An 18,478-nucleotide genomic window follows, 5' to 3' on the forward strand; every position below is an offset into this window, starting at 1 on the left:
TCGTGAACCTAGAACATTATTGCGCTTTTTGCGCTTGCTGCGCTTTCCAGGCCTTGAACTCGGCCCATTCGGCGCGACGCTCAGCTTGTTTCTTCTGGATCTCGTCGAATTGCTTCTGTTGATCCGGTTTCAGCAGGGCGCGAACGTCGGCTTCGGCTTTCTTGTGCTTGGCCTCCATCTCGTCTTTCAGGGCTTTCTGGTCGGCTGGCGAGAGTTTTTCCAGGTACTTGTCGACCAGTTGCTGACGCTCGTGCATCTGCTCGCCCATGATTTTGCGGATCTGCTCGCGCTGTTCGCGGCTCAGGTCCAGTTGGCTGTAAGGGCCTTTACCGTGCATGCCGTGCATCTGACCGCCGTGGCGTGAGCCGTCCATGTGATCACCCATCGGGCCTGTGCCTTCAGGCATGGCCATGGCAACGGTCGGCAGGGCGGCAGCAAACATCAGAGCGATAAGAGTCTTGCGCATGGTGTATCTCCTTGTCTCGTTCCCGGTACGTTCCGGATGTGTGCAGATTACGCAGATCAAGGTCAACGGCGGTCAGCGGAGCGTAAAGCTTGGGTAAAGACGGTTTTCTGTCTTCCTGACAATTCCGACACTTCGCCGATTTCTGTCAGATGAAATCTGGCCTTCGTAGCAGCTGTCGAGCCCCAGCGAGGCTGCGTTCGGCTGCGAAGCAGTCGTGATCCGCCTGACGCGGTGTATCTGGAAGAACGTGCAAACAGGTTTTACGACTGCTGCGCAGTCGAACGCAGCCTCGCTGGGGCTCGACAGCTGCTACAAGAGTCGAACGCAGACCCGTTGGGTGTCAGAGGCTGTAGTAGTAACCGCGGCTGCGCAGGGCCACGATGCGTGGGCGGCCGTCGGGGTGTGGGCCGATTTTTTTGCGCAGGTTGCTGACGTGCATGTCCAGGCTGCGGTCGTACAGGGTCAGTTTGCGACCGAGGGCGATTTGCGCCAGTTCCTGTTTATCCAGCGGTTCGCCGGGCTGCTTGAGCAGGGCTTCGAGCAGGCGGCTTTCGGAAACGGTGAGGGTGAATTCCTGTTCATCGATGCTGACCACCCCGCGCACCGGGCTGAAGCACAGGTCGCCCAGCTCGAGCTGGCTGGAGACCGCCGTCGGATGACTGCGGCGCAACACCGCGCGCAGGCGGGCGGTCAGTTCCCGTGGGTCGCAGGGCTTGGCCAGGTAATCGTCGGCGCCCAGTTCCAGGCCGAGGATGCGGTCCAGCGGCTCGCCACGGGCCGACAGCATCAGCACCGGCAAATCCGGATGGTCGCTGCGCAGTTGCTTGAGCAGTTCCAGGCCGCTGCCGTCCGGCAGCATCACGTCCAGCACCACGGCCGCTGGAGACGTTTCGGCCAACGCGCGACGGGCGCTCTGGCCATCGTGGCAGGCGCGAACCTGAAAGCCTTCCTGGTTCAGCCAACTGCTCAGGAGCTCACACAGCTCCTGGTCATCATCAATTAGTAACAGCTCGCTCATGACTCACTCAATTTAGCCATTGCCTACGTTTTCTGGTGGCACCACTGGCGAAGATACCGCAGAGCAGGGCCAATAGCGCTACTGCTGCCCCAATGACGAACCACTGCTGCTGATCGGTCAGCAGGCGCGGTAGTGGGCTGGCCAGGGCTTCCTTGAGTTGCAGCTTCAGGCGCTGATTCTCCTGGCGCAACCGGCTCAGCTGGGCGCTTTCGCGTTCACCATCGGTGGTTTGCAATTGTTTGCTCAGTGTTTCTCGTTGCTGCTCGCTTTCTTTCAAGCGCTGCTGCAACTCGGTGATCTGGCTACCGGCGCTCAAGGACAGCGGCGTCGAATTACCGCCATTGGCGCTTTCTTCACCATGGGCGGGCGCCATGATCGACAACGTCACCAACATCAGACACAACGGACCTTTGCGCATCGCAACTCCTGATTCCAATACGAGTATTGGGCAGGTTGTCGGCCGGTAAACGAGAATAATGAGCGATTGAACGTGCGATGAATCGATGAGATTCACCGCACGCGAGAACTTTACGGCAGGACTTGCTTGAACGGCTTGACCAGAACATTGGCGTAGACGCCTGCGGCAACGTACGGATCGGCGTCGGCCCAGGCCTTGGCGGCGCTCAGGGACTCGAATTCGGCGACGATCAGGCTGCCAGTAAAACCGGCTGCGCCCGGATCATTGCTGTCGACCGCCGGGTGTGGACCGGCCAATACGATACGACCTTCGCCCTTGAGCACTTGCAGACGCTCAAGGTGCGCAGGCCGTGCGGCGAGTCGGGCTTCCAGGGAGTTGGCGACGTCTGTGGCAATGATTGCGTAAAGCATGTCAGTCCTCGGTTTTTGGCGTTGTGGTGTCGGCGTCGTGCAGGTGGCGGGACAGGTAGATGCCCTGGCCGACCAGGAACAGCAAAGTCATGCCCAGGCTGCCGAAGACCTTGAAGTCTACCCAGTAGCTCTGGAAGGTGAACGCGACGAACAGGTTGGCGGCACCGCAAAACAGGAAAAAACCGATCCAGGCGATGTTCAGACGGGTCCAGACCGGCTCCGGCAGAGTCAGCGCGTGGCCCATGATGCGTTTGATCAGCAGTTGGTCACCGACGAAATGGCTGCCGATGAACGCGAGGGCGAACAGCCAGTTGACCACCGGGGCTTTCCATTTCAGGAAGGTTTCGCTGTGGAACGCCAGGGTCAGACTGCCGAAGACCAGGCAGGCAATGAGGGTCAGCCACTGGCTCTTCTCCAGCTTGCGCTGCTTGATATACAGCGTGCCGTAGACCACCAGGGAGCTGATGATCAGCATCGCGGTGGCGCTGTAAATACCACCGACAGACAGTTGATGACCGCCAATGTCGACGACCCGCGGGTCGATTTTGAAGACGATGAAAAACAGCAGAAGCGGGATGAAGTCGATGAATTGTTTCACAGTGGCAGCCAGAAGCAGGATGTGGCGGCATAATAACAAACATATTGACGCGCGATAGCGTCAGCTGATTTGAGGTTACATAGTCCTGTGAATGTTGATTTGCACTGCCATAGCACGGCCTCCGATGGCGCCCTGGCGCCTGCGGCACTGGTTGCGCGTGCGTTCGAGAAAGGCGTGCGAGTCCTGGCCTTGACTGATCACGACACCCTTGAAGGCCTCGACGAGGCCCGTAGCGCCGCGACGGCGCTGGGGATGCAACTGGTCAACGGCGTCGAATTGTCCTGCACCTGGGGCGGGGCGACCATTCATGTGCTGGGCTACGGTTTCGACGTCAATGCCGCGCCATTGGTCGAGGCCATCGCCAAATTGCACGATGGCCGCTGGCTACGGTCCGAAGAAATAAGCCGCAAGTTGGCGTTGAAAGGCATGCCGGGGGCGCTTGACGGCGCCCGCGCCATTCAGCAGGAACTGGGCGACAGCGGCAACGCGCCGGCCCGTCCGCACTTCGCCGACTGGATGGTGCGTGAAGGTTTCGTCAAGGATCGCGCCGAAGCGTTCCGCAAATGGCTGGGCGCCGGCAAGCTGGGAGACGTCAAGCTGCACTGGCCGACCCTCGAAGACACCGTCGAGACCCTGCGCGCCGCGGGTGCCTGGGTCAGCCTGGCGCACCCTTGGCACTACGATTTCACTCGTAGCAAGCGTCGCCGCCTGATTTCTGACTATATTCAAGCCGGGGGCCACGCGATTGAAGTGGTCAATGGCCATCAGCCCGCCGAGCAAGTGGGCAGCCTGGCGATTCTTGCCCGTGAGTTTGGTCTGCTGGTCAGCGCCGGCAGTGATTTTCATGGCCCTGGAGGCTGGTCCGAGATCGGTGAATACCGCCCGCTCCCGGAGGATCTGCCACCACTGTGGTGTCGATTCAAACATGACCCAATTATTGCCGCCGTCTGAACAGGTAGAGAATGTGAGTCAATTTTTCCAGATTCATCCGGAAAACCCGCAAGCGCGCCTGATCAAACAGGCTGTCGAGATCATCCGCAACGGCGGGGTGGTGATTTATCCCACAGACTCTTCCTACGCCATTGGTTGCCAGATCGGTGACAAGACCGCCGTGGAGCGTGTGCGTCGGTTGCGTCAGCTGGATGAGAAGCACAACTTCGCACTGATCTGCAGCGACCTGTCGCAGCTGGGGCTGTTCGCCAAGATCGACACCGGTACTTTCCGTCTGCTCAAGGCCCACTTGCCGGGGCCTTACACCTTCATCCTCAACGCCACCCGCGAAGTTCCGCGGCTGTTGCTGCACCCGAAAAAACGCACAATCGGCCTGCGCGTACCAAGCCACCCGATTGCGTTGGCGCTGCTGGAAGAGCTCGGCGAACCGCTGATGAGTGTGACCCTGATCATGCCCGGCGACACCGACCCGCTGACCGATCCCTACGAAATGCGCCAGTTGCTGGAGCATCAGGTGGACCTGATCATCGACGGCGGTTTCGGCGGAATCAAGGCGTCCACCGTGATCAACCTCGCTGACGGCGAGCCGGAAGTCATCCGCGTCGGTTGCGGCGACCCTACGCCATTCATGGCCGAGGCGTAGATGTCTGCAGTAGAACCAGAACCCGTCGACAGCCAGGCCGGCGCCCAGCAAGAACTGCCCTTCGCCATGGTCTATGGCCAGGCGGTCATGGAAATGCCGCTGGACCTGTATATCCCGCCGGATGCGCTCGAAGTCTTTCTGGAAGCCTTCGAAGGCCCGCTCGACCTGCTCCTGTACCTGATCCGCAAACAGAACATCAACATCCTCGACATCCCGGTGGCGGAAATCACCCGCCAGTACATGGGCTATGTCGAGTTGATGCAGTCGGTGCGCCTGGAACTGGCCGCCGAGTACCTGGTGATGGCCGCGATGCTCGCCGAGATCAAGTCGCGGATGTTGCTGCCGCGGGCCGAAACCATTGAAGACGAGGAAGACGACCCTCGCGCCGAACTGATCCGCCGCTTGCAGGAATACGAACGCTTCAAGGCCGCCGCCGAAGGCATCGATGGGCTGAGCCGCGTCGGCCGCGATGTCGTGGTGCCCAAGCTCGACGCGCCGGAGGCCCGGGCGCGCAAGCTGCTGCCGGACGTGAGTCTGGAAGAGTTGCTGATGTCCATGGCCGAGGTCTTGCGCCGGGGCGACATGTTCGAAAGCCACCAGGTCAGCCGCGAGGCACTCTCCACCCGCGAACGCATGAGCGATGTGCTGGAGCGGCTCAAGGGCGGCGGTTTCGTGCCCTTTGTCGAGCTGTTCACCGCTGAAGAAGGGCGCTTGGGGGTGGTGGTGACCTTTATGGCGATCCTCGAACTGGTCAAGGAATCCTTGGTCGAGCTGGTGCAGAATGAGCCGTTCGCGGCGATACATGTGCGAGCCCGAGCCGAATAACGAGTTGAATCATGAACCTGACTGAACCCCGCGAGCTGGCGCCACTGCTTGAAGCCTTTCTGTTGGCCTCGGGAAAACCGCAATCGCTTGAGCGCCTGTTCGAACTCTTCGAAGAAGGCGAGCGGCCTGAACCAGCGGTTTTCAAGAAAGCGCTGACGATTCTGGGCAAATCCTGCGACGGCCGAGCCTTCGAACTGAAGGAAGTCGCCTCCGGGTATCGCCTGCAGATCCGCGAAAAGTTTGCGCCGTGGGTCGGGCGCCTGTGGGAAGAACGGCCACAGCGTTACTCGCGCGCCATGCTCGAAACCATGGCCCTGATTGCCTATCGCCAACCGATCACCCGGGGCGAGATCGAAGACGTGCGCGGCGTGGCGGTCAACAGCCACATCGTCAAAACCCTGCTGGAGCGTGAGTGGATCCGCATCGTCGGTTACCGCGACGTGCCCGGCAAACCGGCGATGTTTGCCACCACCAAAGCGTTTCTCGATCACTTCAACCTGAAGAACCTCGACGACCTGCCGCCGCTGGCGGAGCTGCGCGAGCTGGAGCCCGAACCGATGCTCGAGTTCGACGACGCACCGGTGCCGGCCGGGTTGCAAGAATTGGCGGATGCCAGCGCCGAGCCGGAAGAGCCCAAGGAAGAAACCAGCTTCCACACGCTGTTGCTGGAGCTGGACACCATGGAGGAGGGGCTCAAGACCGATTTCGACGATTTGTTGCGCGATGGCGAGTTGAGCGAGACTGAAGAGGTATCGGAGCAGCCGGAGCCGGAGCCGGAAGTCGAGGTAGAGCTTCAGGTTGAGGCCGAAGTTGCTGACGAAGAAGAGCAGGAACCAGAGCCTGAGGATGACATTCTTGGCGTTGCCGAGGCTCGCGAGAAACTGCTGGCCGCGGTTGCCGCGCTTGAACAACCCAAGCCCGAACCTGAACTCAGCGATGAAGAAGCCGAAGCCCGGGCCCTGGCCGAAGCGATCGAGGCCGAACGCCGCCAGTTCGAGGATTGAAGCCGTCAAAAGATCGCAGCCTGCGGCAGCTCCTTGTATGTTGCGCTAACACCATTTTGGCGAACATCGATCCTGTAGGAGCTGTCGAGTGAAACGAGGCTGCGATCTTTTGATCTTGTTCCTCCATCCACCACCGGCTGGCGGAAAAGCAAATAACTGACGGTCGATCAGCTAGTCTCTGATGCGCGAACGCTTCCATGAGCGTATGATTCGCGACCCTTTGACGATCCCTTCGTCAAACGACCAGATTTCACATCTTCAGGCCAAGGCCTGAACTTGATCACACCGGGAGGTGCCCAGATGAGTATCAACGACCAGAAAGATGACCAGGAAATCGGCCCAGCAGGCGAAAAACTGCAGAAAGTCCTCGCCCGTATCGGCGTCGGCTCGCGCCGTGACGTAGAAGCCTGGATCAGCCATGGCCGCATCAAGGTCAATGGCAAAGACGCCACCCTTGGCCTGCGCGTCGACCTGCATGACGCCATTACCATCGATGGCAAGGTGATCAAGCGCGAAGAAGCTGCCGAGTCGGTACGCCGCGTGATCATGTACAACAAACCCGACGGTGAAATCTGCACCCGTGACGACCCGGAAGGCCGTCCGACCGTGTTCGACAAGATGCCGCGCCCGAAAGAAGGTCGCTGGATCAACATCGGTCGCCTGGACATCAACACCACAGGTCTGCTGATGTTCACCACCGACGGTGAGCTGGCCAACCGCCTGATGCACCCGTCCTACGAAATGGACCGTGAATACGCGGTCCGTGTACGTGGTGAAGTCGACGACGAGATGATCGAGCGTCTGAAGGCAGGCGTGGTGCTCGAAGACGGCCCGGCCAAATTCACCGACATCAAGCAGGCACCAGGTGGCGAAGGTTTCAACCACTGGTACCACTGCGTGGTGATGGAAGGTCGTAACCGCGAAGTTCGTCGTCTGTGGGAATCCCAGGGTCTGGTGGTCAGCCGTCTGAAGCGCGTACGTTTCGGTCCGGTGTTCCTCAACTCCGACTTGCCGATGGGTCGCTGGCGCGAAATGAGCCAGCAGGAAGTCGACATTCTGAGTGCTGAAGTCGGCCTGACGCCGGTGGCGATGCCGCAAATGAACGCCAAGAGCAAAGACAAGCTCGAGCGTATGCAGCGCAAATCGTCCCGCCCGGTGGGCAAGACTGAACGCGTACGGACCTTGCGTCCAGCCGCTGGCGCTCCAGCTGCCGGCCCGCGTCCATCTCGCGAGCCGCAGATCGAAGGCGAGCGCCCGGCCCGCAAGCCAGCGCCGCGTCAGGACGGCGAGCGCGGTCCACGCACGCCACGTCCGGCCAACGGTCGTACTGAGCGCGGCGAAGGCCGTGGCGCTCCGTCCGGTGGTCGTAGCGATCGCGGTGCGCCTGCCGGCCGTGGTACGCCGGTGGCAGACCGCCCGGCCGACACCAAGCGCCCGGCCAAGCCGGCGCCGAAGAAACGCCCAGGCATCGTGCTGGTCGACAAGGACGCACCATCGGGCAAGCGCCGCGGCGCACCCGCCGGTTCGGGCCAGCGTCCGGGCTTCGGTCGTCGCAAGCCTGAGTAATCGGTAAGCGCAGCATAAAAAACGCCATCCCTCGGGATGGCGTTTTTTTGTGTCTGGCAGAACCGGTTTTCAGTATGCAGGTGGCGTTGTGGCGAGGGAGCTTGCTCCCGCTGGGGCGCGAAGCGGCCGGCGGGAGCAAGCTCCCTCGCCACAGGGGCCGGTGTTGTTCAGAAGACAAACCGCCCATCAAACACCGGCTCATCATCCAGCGCCAACACGCCGCCAGAGAAGATCAGGTCCAGATGATGGCTGCCCTTGGCACCTCCGCCCAACCCCAAGTGCAAACCGCAATGGCGCTCTTCGAAACCGGCATTGCGCGCATACAACTCTTTCACGCCTTCGTTGGTACCGATCCCCAACTCCTCGATGCGTCGATTGGACGGATTGGCGTCCAGGTATTTGTTGAAGTCATGTTCCAGTCCCGGCACATCGGTGGCGATTTTGCTGATGGTCGAGTTCTCGATCCACAACTCCAGCGGTGATTCGAGTACGCCGTACTTGCGGGCAAACGGAATCGTGCTGAGGAACGTTCCCATAAACTTCACCCGGCCATTAATCGCCTCGCTATGGGTGGCAATCTCGCCGGGCGCCAGATCGAAGTTGCCGACACCATTGATGTCGGTCCACTTCTTGATACTGCTCAACGGAGTTTCGAACCACGAGCCGTGATCATCTTTGAAACTTAAAGTGGTGGCGTGGGACATGCGCTGGATCAAGTGGCTGTTCAACCCGGCAATCCGCTGCGGGGTGACACTGAACGTGTCGTAGAAGTAATCGCCGTAATCCTTGAACAGCAGCGACTTCTTCCAGTTTTCCGCCATCACGCCTTGCAGCGCGCGGACAAAGTCCGGGCCGTCGGGACGCGGGTTGGGCAGGGTGGAAGAGTCGTAGAAGAAAATGTACAGATCGCTGTCGGCAATCGCCTGGGCCAGCAATTCGGTGGGTTCGAGGTCCAGACGCACTGCGCTGAAGCTGAACCTTGGGCTGTTGCCGGCCTGTTCGGCGATGGCGCCGGTCAGTACCTCGTAATCAGCGGTATGGCCGAGCAAGACCTTCGCCGGGTTGATGCCGGCAACGGCTGGGTGATGTTCGAGGTAGTAAAGGAAATGCGAGATGGCACGCTGCTTATCCATGGAGTCCTCCCTGACAAACCTGGTAAGTGGCGGGCACGACCGGCCGGATCATGCCCGCCGGGATGTCTTACAGAGGCCACATCGCCGTGCCGAACGGAACAACCGCGTCGGCTTGCATCATTTCAACGGCGGCTTCATGGGTCGGTGCTTCAAACCAATCGTCCAGTTGCAGTTCAGTATCCAAGTCTTTGTCCAGTGCTTGCATGGTGAATCTCCTGAATGACTTTTTCGGTAAGAACAGCGGCGCGTTTTTCATTCATTGAAGAGCGCGTCAACTTGCCGGTCGATGCGGCTCGGCAAGTCGTTGAAAACCTAGTTCACAGGTTTTTGAATTGCAAAAAAATAATTAAACAATTTTCATTTGAACTAATTATTCCATTTTTCAAAAAGTAAATTTCCTAATAAAAAACAGAAAACTAAGTCGGAAAACTCCTTAGGAAGCTTCCTATCGTCAATTTACAGTCGACGGCTCTCTGGATCTGATTTGGAAAGCATGCGTTACGCGCTGTAAATAAATCCTTACGAAAAGCGCGCTCAAACCCCATGGAATGCCGCTGTGGAAAGGGCTGTAAGGAAAACCTGCCGTCCGCCGCCGCGATGGTGCTGTTCAAGGGCTCTGGCGCGCTTGTCTCGGCCTCGATTGAAAGGTGAGATGCGCCCCATGCCTGTCGTGCAGGTGCATAACAAGAAGGAGGCGCAATGAACGCCGTGACTCATCTCCATCTCTCTCCGTGGGGCGATTTTTCCGCTGCCCCCGTCGAAGACCTGCAAAGGTCTAACTCAATTTTTGCAGCCGCCCGAGACCTTCGAGGCGGACACAGGCAATCCCGGCAACCGACGCGCTGATCCAGCGGTGTCTGGCAGCAGGGGGTTACAGGTGTACAATGCGCCGCGTTTTAACTGTGACCCTCTGCGCAACAGCGCAAACCTCAAGGCTATCCGCCTTGTTCACTCCGCCGCGTCACGAGCGTGTCGGGTTCGATTTCGTCACAGATAAAAACAAACAGGTGACGCATGACTGTCGTAAAAACGCTGAACTCCTGGTGCCTGCGCTGGGGTTTGATCGGCGCTGCTTGAAATCGCAACCGAGCAGCTACGTCTACTGAACATCATCAAACCTTGCGTGAGACCCTTTTCATGAGTGGACAAAACTCGCATTCAGGTGAGCTTAAACGCGGCCTGAAAAATCGCCATATTCAACTGATCGCCCTCGGTGGCGCGATCGGTACCGGGCTGTTCCTCGGCTCAGCCGGCGTGCTCAAATCCGCCGGCCCGTCGATGATTCTCGGCTACGCCATTTGCGGCTTCATCGCCTTCATGATCATGCGCCAACTGGGCGAAATGATCGTCGAAGAGCCGGTGGCCGGTTCCTTCAGCCACTTCGCGCACAAATACTGGGGCGGTTTTGCCGGTTTCCTGTCGGGCTGGAACTGCTGGATTCTGTACATCCTGGTGGGCATGTCGGAGCTGACCGCGGTCGGCAAATACATCCACTACTGGGCGCCGGATATCCCGACCTGGGTTTCCGCCGCCGCGTTCTTCGTGCTGATCAATGCGATCAACCTGGCCAACGTCAAAGTCTTCGGTGAGGCCGAGTTCTGGTTCGCGATCATCAAGGTCGTGGCGATCGTTGGCATGATTGCCCTGGGCAGCTATCTGCTGGTCAGCGGCCACGGCGGCCCGCAAGCCTCGGTAACCAACCTGTGGTCCCACGGCGGTTTCTTCCCGAACGGTGTCAGCGGTCTGGTGATGGCCATGGCGATCATCATGTTTTCCTTCGGTGGCCTGGAAATGCTCGGTTTCACCGCCGCTGAAGCCGACAAACCGAAAACCGTGATCCCGAAAGCCATCAACCAGGTGATCTACCGGATCCTGATTTTCTACATCGGTGCGCTGGTGGTCCTGTTGTCGCTGACCCCTTGGGACAGCCTGCTGACGACACTGAATGCGTCTGGCGATGCCTATAGCGGCAGCCCGTTCGTGCAGGTGTTCTCGATGCTCGGCAGCAACACCGCCGCGCACATCCTCAACTTCGTGGTCCTGACCGCGGCGCTGTCGGTGTACAACAGCGGTACTTACTGCAACAGCCGCATGCTGCTGGGCATGGCCGAGCAGGGCGATGCGCCGAAAGCCTTGTCGAAGATCGACAAGCGTGGCGTGCCGGTACGTTCGATCCTGGCGTCGGCCGCTGTGACATTGATCGCGGTATTGCTGAACTACCTGATCCCGCAAAACGCGCTGGAACTGTTGATGTCGCTGGTGGTTGCGACCCTGGTGATCAACTGGGCGATGATCAGCTTCTCGCACTTCAAGTTCCGCCAGCACATGAACAAGACCCGGCAGACGCCGCTGTTCAAGGCCCTGTGGTACCCGTACGGCAACTACATCTGCCTGGCGTTCGTGGTGTTCATCCTCGGCGTGATGCTGCTGATCCCGGGCATCCAGGTCTCGGTGTATGCGATTCCGGTGTGGGTCGCGTTCATGTGGATCTGCTACGGCATCAAGAACAAGCGCAGCGCCCAGCAGGCGTTGCAGGTTGCGGTGAAATAACGCAACGCGCAGAAACGATAAACCCGGCCAAAGTGCCGGGTTTTTTGTGGAGGATGCGAAAGCCGGGGTATTCTGGCGGTCCTGATATCGGACTTTTTTCCATGCTGGTGATTTCCAACAACGTGCATCTGCCGGATGCCGAGATCGAGTTGACGGCCATTCGCGCCCAGGGCGCCGGTGGGCAGAACGTCAACAAGGTCTCCAGTGCGGTGCACCTGCGCTTCGACATTCAGGCCTCGTCCCTGCCCGAGTTTTACAAGGAACGGCTGCTGGCGTTGCGCGACAGTCGCATCACCAGCGAAGGGGTGTTGATCATCAAGGCCCAGCAATACCGCACGCAGGAGCAGAACCGTGCCGATGCGCTGGAGCGTCTGACCGAGTTGATCCTCAGCGCTACCAAAGTGGAAAAGAAACGCCGTCCGACCAAGCCGACTCTGGGCTCGAAAAAGCGTCGGCTCGAATCCAAGACCAAGCGCGGCAGCATCAAGGCCGGGCGGGGCAAGGTGGATTTTTAGCGCGCTTCACGCTCTTCCCGATACTTGGGTGCCTGTCGGTACAAGTAAACGCTCAACATCAATCCGCTCAAGGCGGCGAGGGCGGCGAACAGGAAGATCGAGGCAAACCCGAATCCTGCAGCAATCGCACCCGCCAGCGGTCCGGTAATCCCCAGTGACAAATCGATAAACAGCGAATAGGCCCCAACTGCTGCGCCACGGCTGGAGGCCGGCACCAGGTTGACCGCTTCCACGCCCAGGGCCGGGAACACCAGCGAAAAACCGAAACCACTCAGCGCCGCACCAGCCAGTGCCCAATGGGCATCCGGCGCCAGCCACAGTAGCAACAGCCCGAGGGTTTCCACCGAGAGGCAGGCAATCGCCACGCGAAAGCCGCCGAGGCGGTTGATCAGGTTGCCGAACAGCAACCGTGCGCCAATGAAACTGGCGCCGAACAAACTCAAGGACAGCACCGCGTTGGACCAATGCTGAGTGGCGTAATACAGGGTGATGAAGGTCGCGATGGTGCCAAAACCGATGGAGCCCAGTGCCAGGCCGCAGCCATGAGGGAACACCCGTCCCAGCACATGCATGAACGGCAAACGTTCACCGGCGACAATCGGCGCCGCGGTTTTCGGCCAGGCCAGCGCCACGCCCAACACGGCCAGCAGCACGATGCTCACGCCCATGCTCCACAAACCCAATTGACTCACCAGCAGCACCCCCAGTGGTGCGCCGACCGCCAACGCGCCGTAACTGGCGATGCCGTTCCAGGAGATGACCTTGGCGGTGTTCGCCGCGCCGACCCGGCCGATGCCCCAGCCGATCGACCCGGAGCCGACCAGGCTTTCCGCGCTGCCGAGTATCAGGCGGCCAATCAACAGGCTGATCAAACTCAGCATCGGCAGGCTTTGTGTCCAGGCTGAAATCAGCATGAACACGCCGCTCAAACCACAGCCGGCGAGGCCATACATCACCGCCAGTTTGCTGCCCTTGTTATCGATGATGCGCCCTGCGTAAGGGCGGCTGAGAAGGGTGGCCAGGTATTGCACGCTGATCACCAGCCCCGCGATCACCGCGCCGAAGCCGAGGTCGCTGTGGACGTAGCCCGGCAATACGGCCAGGGGAATACCGATATTGAGGTAACCGATGAAAGTGAACAGGACGATGGAAACGACTTGCAGCGTGACCGCCAGGGGGCGCTGGGTTTCAGACATGGGTAAAAGGTCCACGGGGCAGCAGGATAGATAGGCTGCTTATGATAGCGGCGTGGACGGTCGCAGGGCGTGAAAAAGTAAAACTAATTGCCGAACGGGATGAATCAGGATTTTGCGGGGGCGACCAGTTGCGTCGTGACCAGGGCGGCCAGGGCATTTTCTTCGCTGCCGAAGCGAGCCAGCAGGGCGGCTTGTTTCTCGGGGGAAAGGCGATTCCAGATGTCGATCATCTTCTCGGCGGTGCCGATCAGGACGCTGGCCTGGGTTTCAGTGAAATCATCGCTCATGGTGCGGGCTCGCGGTTCAGGCAGTGTGGAAAGCGCATGTTAGCGCTTTCCACACGGTCTGGCATTGCAGGTGTATCAGTCTTCTCTGTCGGCCTGGCGGCGTTCAGGTGCTTCTTTCGGCTCGGGCTGTTGGGCGCCGGCTTGTTGCGTGGTTGTCTGCTCAGTTTCGTGCAGGCTTGGGAAGGGGAGATTAGGGATCTCGTGCATGTTTCGCGCTCCTCGCTAAGTCTGTTGATAGATCTGGTAGATCCGCGCTTTTAAAAAAGCCTGGGCAGGATACAGCAGGAAAAATGACAAATAGACTTTATATCCAATTGTTACGACGGATGGGATTGTCTAGACAGGTCAGCAGGAGGCGAAGACCCACTGTGGCGAGGGAGCTTGCTCCCGCTGGGGCGCTGAGCGGCCCCAATGCAGGCAATGGGTTCTTTGCGTTAGAACTCGGTTGCAGTTTTTTGCGACCGCTACGCGCTCGAGCGGGAGCAAGCTCCCTCGCCACAGGGAGCTCGCCATTGCATCGGGTTACTTGCAGACGTCAGCGATGGCCTCGGCCAGCAGGTCCAGGCGTGTCGCATCGATCCCCGCCACGTTCGCCCGGCCCGAGCTGACCATGTACACACTGTGATGTTCGCGCAGTTGCTTGACCTGCTCCGGCGACAAACCGGTGTAGGAAAACATCCCGCGTTGCACACCAATGTGCGCAAACCGCTCGCGCAAGCCGTGGGGTTCGAGCGCTTCGACCAGACCGTTGCGCAGCTGGGCGATGCGCAAACGCATGGCTTCCACTTCGTCGGCCCAGCGGCTTTTCAGCTCTGGATCGCCAAGGATGGTCGCGACTACGGCGGCGCCGTGATCCGGCGGTGTCGACCACAGGTTGCGGGCGATGTTGGCCAGTTGGCTGCGGATGTCCACCAGCTTGTCGGCGGTTTGCGCGCAGACAATCAGCGCACCGGTGCGGTCGCGGTACAGGCCGAAGTTCTTCGAGCAGGAACTGGTGATCAACACTTCCGGCAACTCGGCGGCGAACAGCCGGGTCGACCAGGCATCGTGCTCCAGGCCATCGCCGAAGCCCTGATAGGCGAAGTCGATCAGCGGCAGCAAGTCGCGACTGCGCACCACGTCCAGCACCCGGCGCCAATCGTCATGGGACAGGTCGAAACCGGTCGGGTTGTGGCAGCAGGCGTGCAGCAGCACCACATCGCCCTTCGGTGCTTGATTGAGCACTTCGAGCATCGCTTCGACATCGAGACGGTTATCGCTGCCCACGTACGGGTAGTGACTGACCTTGACCCCGGCCGTCGCAAAAATCGTTTCGTGGATCGGCCAGGTCGGGCTGCTCAGCCACACGCCACGGCCCGGCAGGCACTGGGCGATGAAGTCGGCGCTCAAGCGCAGCGCACCGGTGCCGCCCGGCGTTTGCGTGGCGCCGGCCCGTTGCTCGGCGATCAGCGCCGAATCAGCACCCAGCACAAGCTCGTTGATGACTTTGCCGAACGCTGCATCGCCGTGGCCGCCGATGTAAGTCTTGGTGGCCTGGCGATCCACCAGGCGCTGCTCGGCAAGCTTCACCGCTTCCAGGATTGGCGTCAGGCCCTGGGCATCTTTGTAGACACCCACGCCAAGGTCGAACTTGCGCGGGTTAGGGTCCTGCGCATAGGCCTCCATCAGGCCGAGAATCGGGTCGCCGGGTACTCGGCCGATGGCGTCGAAATGCATTATTTGCGGCCCTCGGCGTCTTTGGCCACTTCGTCAGTGCGCGCGGCCATGATGAAGTCGTTGCGGTGCAGGCCCTTGATGGAGTGGCTCCACCAGGTCACGGTGACTTTGCCCCACTCGGTCAGCAGGCCCGGGTGGTGACCTTCGGCCTCGGAGATTTCGCCAACGGCGTTGGTGAACGCCAGCGCGTGCTTGAAGTTCTTGAACAGGAAAACTTTTTCCAACTGCATCACACCGTCGCGCACTTCGATGTTCCAGTCAGGGATCTGCTTGATCAGGATCGGCAGTTCTTCGTCGCTGACCTGAGGGGCGTCGGCGCGGCAGGCTTCGCAATGGGCTTGGTTCAATGTGGACATGATGTGTTCCTGAAATCGAGTGTTTTGAAAAACGGTCGTCAGTGGGACCACGCTAAAGCAAAGCGGCGATCCGTAACAGACTCACTTGATGCCAAAAGTCGCGGGTCACGCAGCTTTTGGCGGAAATTTCGGTGCGTGCAACCCAAGCTGCATGCCTTGTTTGACCATGCCCATGATGTCTTCGTGGGCCAGATCGAACAGGCGCTTGAGGTTCGGCAGGACAAAGTACAGCGGCTGCAGAATGTCGATGCGGTACGGCGTACGCATGCATTCCAGTGGGTCGAAGGCCTGATGCTCAGGTGCGTCCGACAGGGCGTAAACAGTTTCTTTCGGCGAGGACAGAATGCCGCCGCCATAGATGCGCAGGCCTTGCGGTGTGTCGACCAGGCCGAACTCAATGGTCATCCAGTACAGACGCGCCAGGTACACGCGCTCTTCCTTGGAAGCCTGTAGGCCGAGTTTGCCGTAGGTGTGGGTGAATTCGGCGAACCAGGGGTTGGTCAGCAACGGGCAGTGGCCGAAGATCTCGTGGAAAATGTCCGGCTCTTGCAGGTAATCCAGCTCTTCGCGGGTACGAATAAAGGTCGCCACCGGAAACTGCTTGTTCGCCAGCAATTCGAAAAAGGTCTGGAAGGGAATCAGCGCGGGCACCCGGGCAACTTGCCAGCCGGTGGTTTCACCGAGGACTTTGTTGATTTCACCGAGTTGCGGAATGCGGTCGTGGGGCAGACCGAGTTTTTCAATACCGTCCAGGTATTCCTGGCATGCACGACCCTCGACCACTTTCAGTTGGCGAGTGATCAGCGTATTCCACACCGCGTGTTCTTCAGCGGGGTAGTCGATAAAACCTTGCGCATCGGGCTCGCGAGCCACGTATTGCGTCTGCTTCATACTGCTCTCCTGCTAGGGGATACGTTCTTGTTTTATGTCCTGCTCTGGAATTAGAGATACGCCAAGGTGTGCGACTTTGCAGCAGGTGATCCGCGCGCCATGTAGGAAAAATCCATGCTTTTCGTAAAGTATTCGTTACGGTTTTGCTGCTGTGGCGTAAGTATTGATATTTCCGTGTTTGAAATGGATCACGGGTGTCACATAATCTTGACGACTAACTTGGCGTTCGCGCAGAAATTTCCTTGCGTCGGGCCTCGATCACCCCTGTTACGGGCCTTTATATGCGTATCAAAGTTCACTGCCAGAACCGCATCGGTATCCTGCGCGACATTCTCAACCTGTTGGTCGAGTACGGGATCAACGTCGCCCGCGGCGAGGTGGGTGGTGAGCATGGCAATGCGATCTATCTGCACTGTCCGAACCTGATCAACATTCAGTTCCAGGCGTTGCGGCCCAAGTTCGAGGCGATTGGCGGGGTATTCGGCGTCAAGCGTGTAGGGCTGATGCCCAGCGAGCGTCGGCACATGGAGCTCAATGCCTTGCTCGGTGCCCTGGAGTTTCCGGTGCTGTCGATCGACATGGGCGGCTCCATCGTCGCGGCCAACCGTGCGGCGGCGCAGTTGCTCGGGGTGCGGGTAGATGAGGTGCCGGGGATTCCGTTGTCGCGGTATGCCGAAGACTTCGACTTGCCGGAACTGGTGCGCGCCAACAAGTCGCGGATCAACGGCTTGCGGGTGAAGGTCAAGGGTGACGTGTTTCTCGCCGACATCGCGCCGCTGCAATCGGAGCATGACGAAAGCGAGGCCATGGCCGGTGCGGTGTTGACGCTGCACCGGGCGGACCGGGTGGGCGAGCGCATCTATAACGTGCGCAAACAGGAGTTGCGCGGCTTCGACAGCATTTTCCAAAGTTCGAAAGTGATGGCGGCGGTGGTTCGCGAAGCGCGGCGCATGGCACCACTGGATGCGCCGCTATTGATCGAAGGCGAAACCGGCACCGGCAAAGAGTTGTTGGCGCGGGCTTGTCACCTGGCGAGCCCGCGTGGGCAATCACCGCTGATGGCGCTCAACTGCGCCGGCCTGCCTGAGTCCATGGCCGAGACTGAATTGTTCGGCTACGGCCCCGGCGCCTTCGAAGGGGCGCGGGCCGAAGGCAAGCTCGGGCTCCTGGAGCTGACGGCGGGCGGTACGTTGTTTCTCGATGGCGTCGGCGAAATGAGCCCGCGCTTGCAGGTGAAATTGCTGCGCTTTCTGCAGGACGGTTGCTTCCGTCGTGTTGGCAGCGATGAAGAGGTCTATCTGGATGTGCGGGTGATCTGCGCGACTCAGGTGGACTTGTCCGAGCTGTGTGCTCGCGGTGAGTTTCGCCAGGACTTGTACCACCGCTTGAACGTGCTCTCGCTGCACATCCCGCCGCTGCGCGAATGCCTCGATGGACTGGCGCCGCTGGTGGAACACTTCCTCGATCAGGCCAGTCGACAGATCGGTTGCCCACTGCCGAAACTGGCGCCGGCGGCGATGGAACGGCTCAGTCACTATCACTGGCCGGGTAACGTGCGGCAGTTGGAAAACGTGCTGTTTCAGGCGGTTTCCCTGTGCGAGGGCGGCACCGTCAAAGCCGAGCACATTCGTCTGCCGGACTACGGCGTGCGTCAGCCGCTTGGCGATTTCTCCCTCGAGGGTGGGCTGGACGAGATTGTCGGGCGCTTCGAGAAAGCCGTGTTGGAGCGCTTGTATTCCGAGTATCCGAGCAGTCGGCAACTGGGCAAGCGACTGGGGGTTTCCCATACCACCATTGCCAATAAGTTGCGCGAGTATGAGGTCGGCAAGGAGCCGGGTGTTTAAACCTGTGGCGAGGGGGCAAGCCCCCTCGCCACAGAGTTCTGTGTTGACTGCAAAGGTCGATGCTTGCCGTAAGCGGCATGACACCGCCGGT

Annotated in this window: 21 protein-coding genes; 8 read left to right on the plus strand and 13 right to left on the minus strand. The window is 59.8% G+C overall.

Annotated elements, in window-relative coordinates; translation table 11 throughout:
• Positions 1–16: 16 nt before the first annotated feature.
• From JUI81_RS23430 to JUI81_RS23450, 5 genes are all read right to left on the minus strand, one after another.
• The gene (locus JUI81_RS23430) at positions 17–466 is read right to left on the minus strand and encodes an LTXXQ domain-containing protein (RefSeq protein ID WP_019579533.1); all 450 of its coding nucleotides are present in this window, start codon (positions 464–466) and stop codon (positions 17–19) included.
• 340 nt (positions 467–806) lie between these two features.
• On the minus strand, positions 807–1,484 hold the full coding sequence (locus JUI81_RS23435; RefSeq protein ID WP_018929932.1) for a response regulator transcription factor: 678 nt from the start codon (positions 1,482–1,484) through the stop codon (positions 807–809).
• Positions 1,485–1,491: 7 nt separating this feature from the next.
• On the minus strand, positions 1,492–1,902 hold the full coding sequence (locus JUI81_RS23440) for a hypothetical protein (RefSeq protein ID WP_018929933.1): 411 nt from the start codon (positions 1,900–1,902) through the stop codon (positions 1,492–1,494).
• A gap of 110 nt (positions 1,903–2,012) precedes the next feature.
• Positions 2,013–2,312, minus strand: coding sequence for a YciI family protein (locus JUI81_RS23445; RefSeq protein WP_019579534.1), 300 nt, complete (start codon positions 2,310–2,312; stop codon positions 2,013–2,015).
• Between the two features lies 1 nt (position 2,313).
• A complete protein-coding gene (locus JUI81_RS23450; protein ID WP_007938527.1) occupies positions 2,314–2,910 on the minus strand; it encodes a septation protein A in 597 nt (198 codons plus the stop codon).
• 87 nt (positions 2,911–2,997) lie between these two features.
• Here JUI81_RS23450 and JUI81_RS23455 point away from each other — a divergent pair, with 87 nt between their 5' ends.
• The 5 genes from JUI81_RS23455 to rluB all read left to right on the plus strand — a co-directional run bounded on the left by JUI81_RS23455 (position 2,998) and on the right by rluB (position 7,899).
• Positions 2,998–3,861, plus strand: coding sequence for a PHP domain-containing protein (locus JUI81_RS23455; protein WP_018929935.1), 864 nt, complete (start codon positions 2,998–3,000; stop codon positions 3,859–3,861).
• Positions 3,862–3,874: 13 nt separating this feature from the next.
• On the plus strand, positions 3,875–4,504 hold the full coding sequence (locus JUI81_RS23460) for an L-threonylcarbamoyladenylate synthase (RefSeq protein ID WP_007938530.1): 630 nt from the start codon (positions 3,875–3,877) through the stop codon (positions 4,502–4,504).
• A 66-nt stretch (positions 4,505–4,570) separates the two neighbouring features.
• Entirely contained in the window at positions 4,571–5,329 is a 759-nt protein-coding gene (locus JUI81_RS23465; RefSeq protein WP_253548957.1) for a ScpA family protein, read from the plus strand.
• Between the two features lie 11 nt (positions 5,330–5,340).
• A complete protein-coding gene (gene scpB, locus JUI81_RS23470) occupies positions 5,341–6,333 on the plus strand; it encodes an SMC-Scp complex subunit ScpB (RefSeq protein ID WP_204125151.1) in 993 nt (330 codons plus the stop codon).
• 300 nt (positions 6,334–6,633) lie between these two features.
• Positions 6,634–7,899 (plus strand): 23S rRNA pseudouridine(2605) synthase RluB, encoded by a 1,266-nt coding sequence (gene rluB, locus JUI81_RS23475; protein WP_018929938.1) that lies wholly within the window; start codon positions 6,634–6,636, stop codon positions 7,897–7,899.
• 167 nt (positions 7,900–8,066) lie between these two features.
• Here the strand turns inward: rluB and JUI81_RS23480 are convergent, their stop codons facing one another.
• Both JUI81_RS23480 and JUI81_RS23485 read right to left on the minus strand, forming a co-directional pair.
• Positions 8,067–9,032, minus strand: a complete 966-nt coding sequence (locus tag JUI81_RS23480) for a leucyl aminopeptidase (protein WP_204125152.1) — start codon at positions 9,030–9,032, stop codon at positions 8,067–8,069.
• A 67-nt stretch (positions 9,033–9,099) separates the two neighbouring features.
• A complete protein-coding gene (locus JUI81_RS23485) occupies positions 9,100–9,237 on the minus strand; it encodes a hypothetical protein (protein WP_007938535.1) in 138 nt (45 codons plus the stop codon).
• 932 nt (positions 9,238–10,169) lie between these two features.
• On the opposite strand from JUI81_RS23485, the gene JUI81_RS23490 reads away from it, so the two are divergent.
• Positions 10,170–11,582 carry an amino acid permease gene (locus tag JUI81_RS23490; protein WP_018929941.1) on the plus strand — a complete coding sequence of 471 codons (1,413 nt, stop codon included), beginning with the start codon at positions 10,170–10,172 and terminating at the stop codon, positions 11,580–11,582.
• Positions 11,583–11,683: 101 nt separating this feature from the next.
• Positions 11,684–12,097 carry an alternative ribosome rescue aminoacyl-tRNA hydrolase ArfB gene (arfB, locus tag JUI81_RS23495; RefSeq protein WP_204125153.1) on the plus strand — a complete coding sequence of 138 codons (414 nt, stop codon included), beginning with the start codon at positions 11,684–11,686 and terminating at the stop codon, positions 12,095–12,097.
• Here arfB and JUI81_RS23500 read toward each other — a convergent pair.
• The 6 genes from JUI81_RS23500 to phhA form a co-directional block, all read right to left on the minus strand.
• On the minus strand, positions 12,094–13,293 hold the full coding sequence (locus tag JUI81_RS23500) for an MFS transporter (protein ID WP_204125154.1): 1,200 nt from the start codon (positions 13,291–13,293) through the stop codon (positions 12,094–12,096). The two genes, arfB and JUI81_RS23500, sit on opposite strands and share 4 nt — an antisense overlap.
• A 104-nt stretch (positions 13,294–13,397) precedes the next feature.
• Positions 13,398–13,580 carry a hypothetical protein gene (locus tag JUI81_RS23505; RefSeq protein WP_204125155.1) on the minus strand — a complete coding sequence of 61 codons (183 nt, stop codon included), beginning with the start codon at positions 13,578–13,580 and terminating at the stop codon, positions 13,398–13,400.
• Between the two features lie 75 nt (positions 13,581–13,655).
• Complete coding sequence (locus JUI81_RS32015) at positions 13,656–13,787, minus strand: hypothetical protein (protein ID WP_007938543.1); 132 nt, start codon at positions 13,785–13,787, stop codon at positions 13,656–13,658.
• A gap of 315 nt (positions 13,788–14,102) precedes the next feature.
• Positions 14,103–15,296 (minus strand): amino acid aminotransferase, encoded by a 1,194-nt coding sequence (locus JUI81_RS23510; RefSeq protein ID WP_019579541.1) that lies wholly within the window; start codon positions 15,294–15,296, stop codon positions 14,103–14,105.
• Positions 15,296–15,652: a 4a-hydroxytetrahydrobiopterin dehydratase gene (locus tag JUI81_RS23515; protein ID WP_018929944.1), complete on the minus strand. Its 357-nt coding sequence runs from the start codon at positions 15,650–15,652 to the stop codon at positions 15,296–15,298. Before JUI81_RS23515 ends, JUI81_RS23510 begins: the two co-directional genes overlap by 1 nt.
• 105 nt (positions 15,653–15,757) lie before the next feature.
• Entirely contained in the window at positions 15,758–16,543 is a 786-nt protein-coding gene (gene phhA / locus JUI81_RS23520; RefSeq protein ID WP_018929945.1) for a phenylalanine 4-monooxygenase, read from the minus strand.
• A gap of 281 nt (positions 16,544–16,824) precedes the next feature.
• Between phhA and JUI81_RS23525 the strand changes: the two genes are divergently transcribed.
• Positions 16,825–18,387 carry a sigma-54-dependent phenylalanine hydroxylase transcriptional regulator PhhR gene (locus JUI81_RS23525; protein WP_019579542.1) on the plus strand — a complete coding sequence of 521 codons (1,563 nt, stop codon included), beginning with the start codon at positions 16,825–16,827 and terminating at the stop codon, positions 18,385–18,387.
• Positions 18,388–18,478: the final 91 nt, after the last annotated feature.

It is taken from the genome of Pseudomonas sp. 008 (genome assembly GCF_016861935.1).
Lineage (GTDB): Bacteria > Pseudomonadota > Gammaproteobacteria > Pseudomonadales > Pseudomonadaceae > Aquipseudomonas.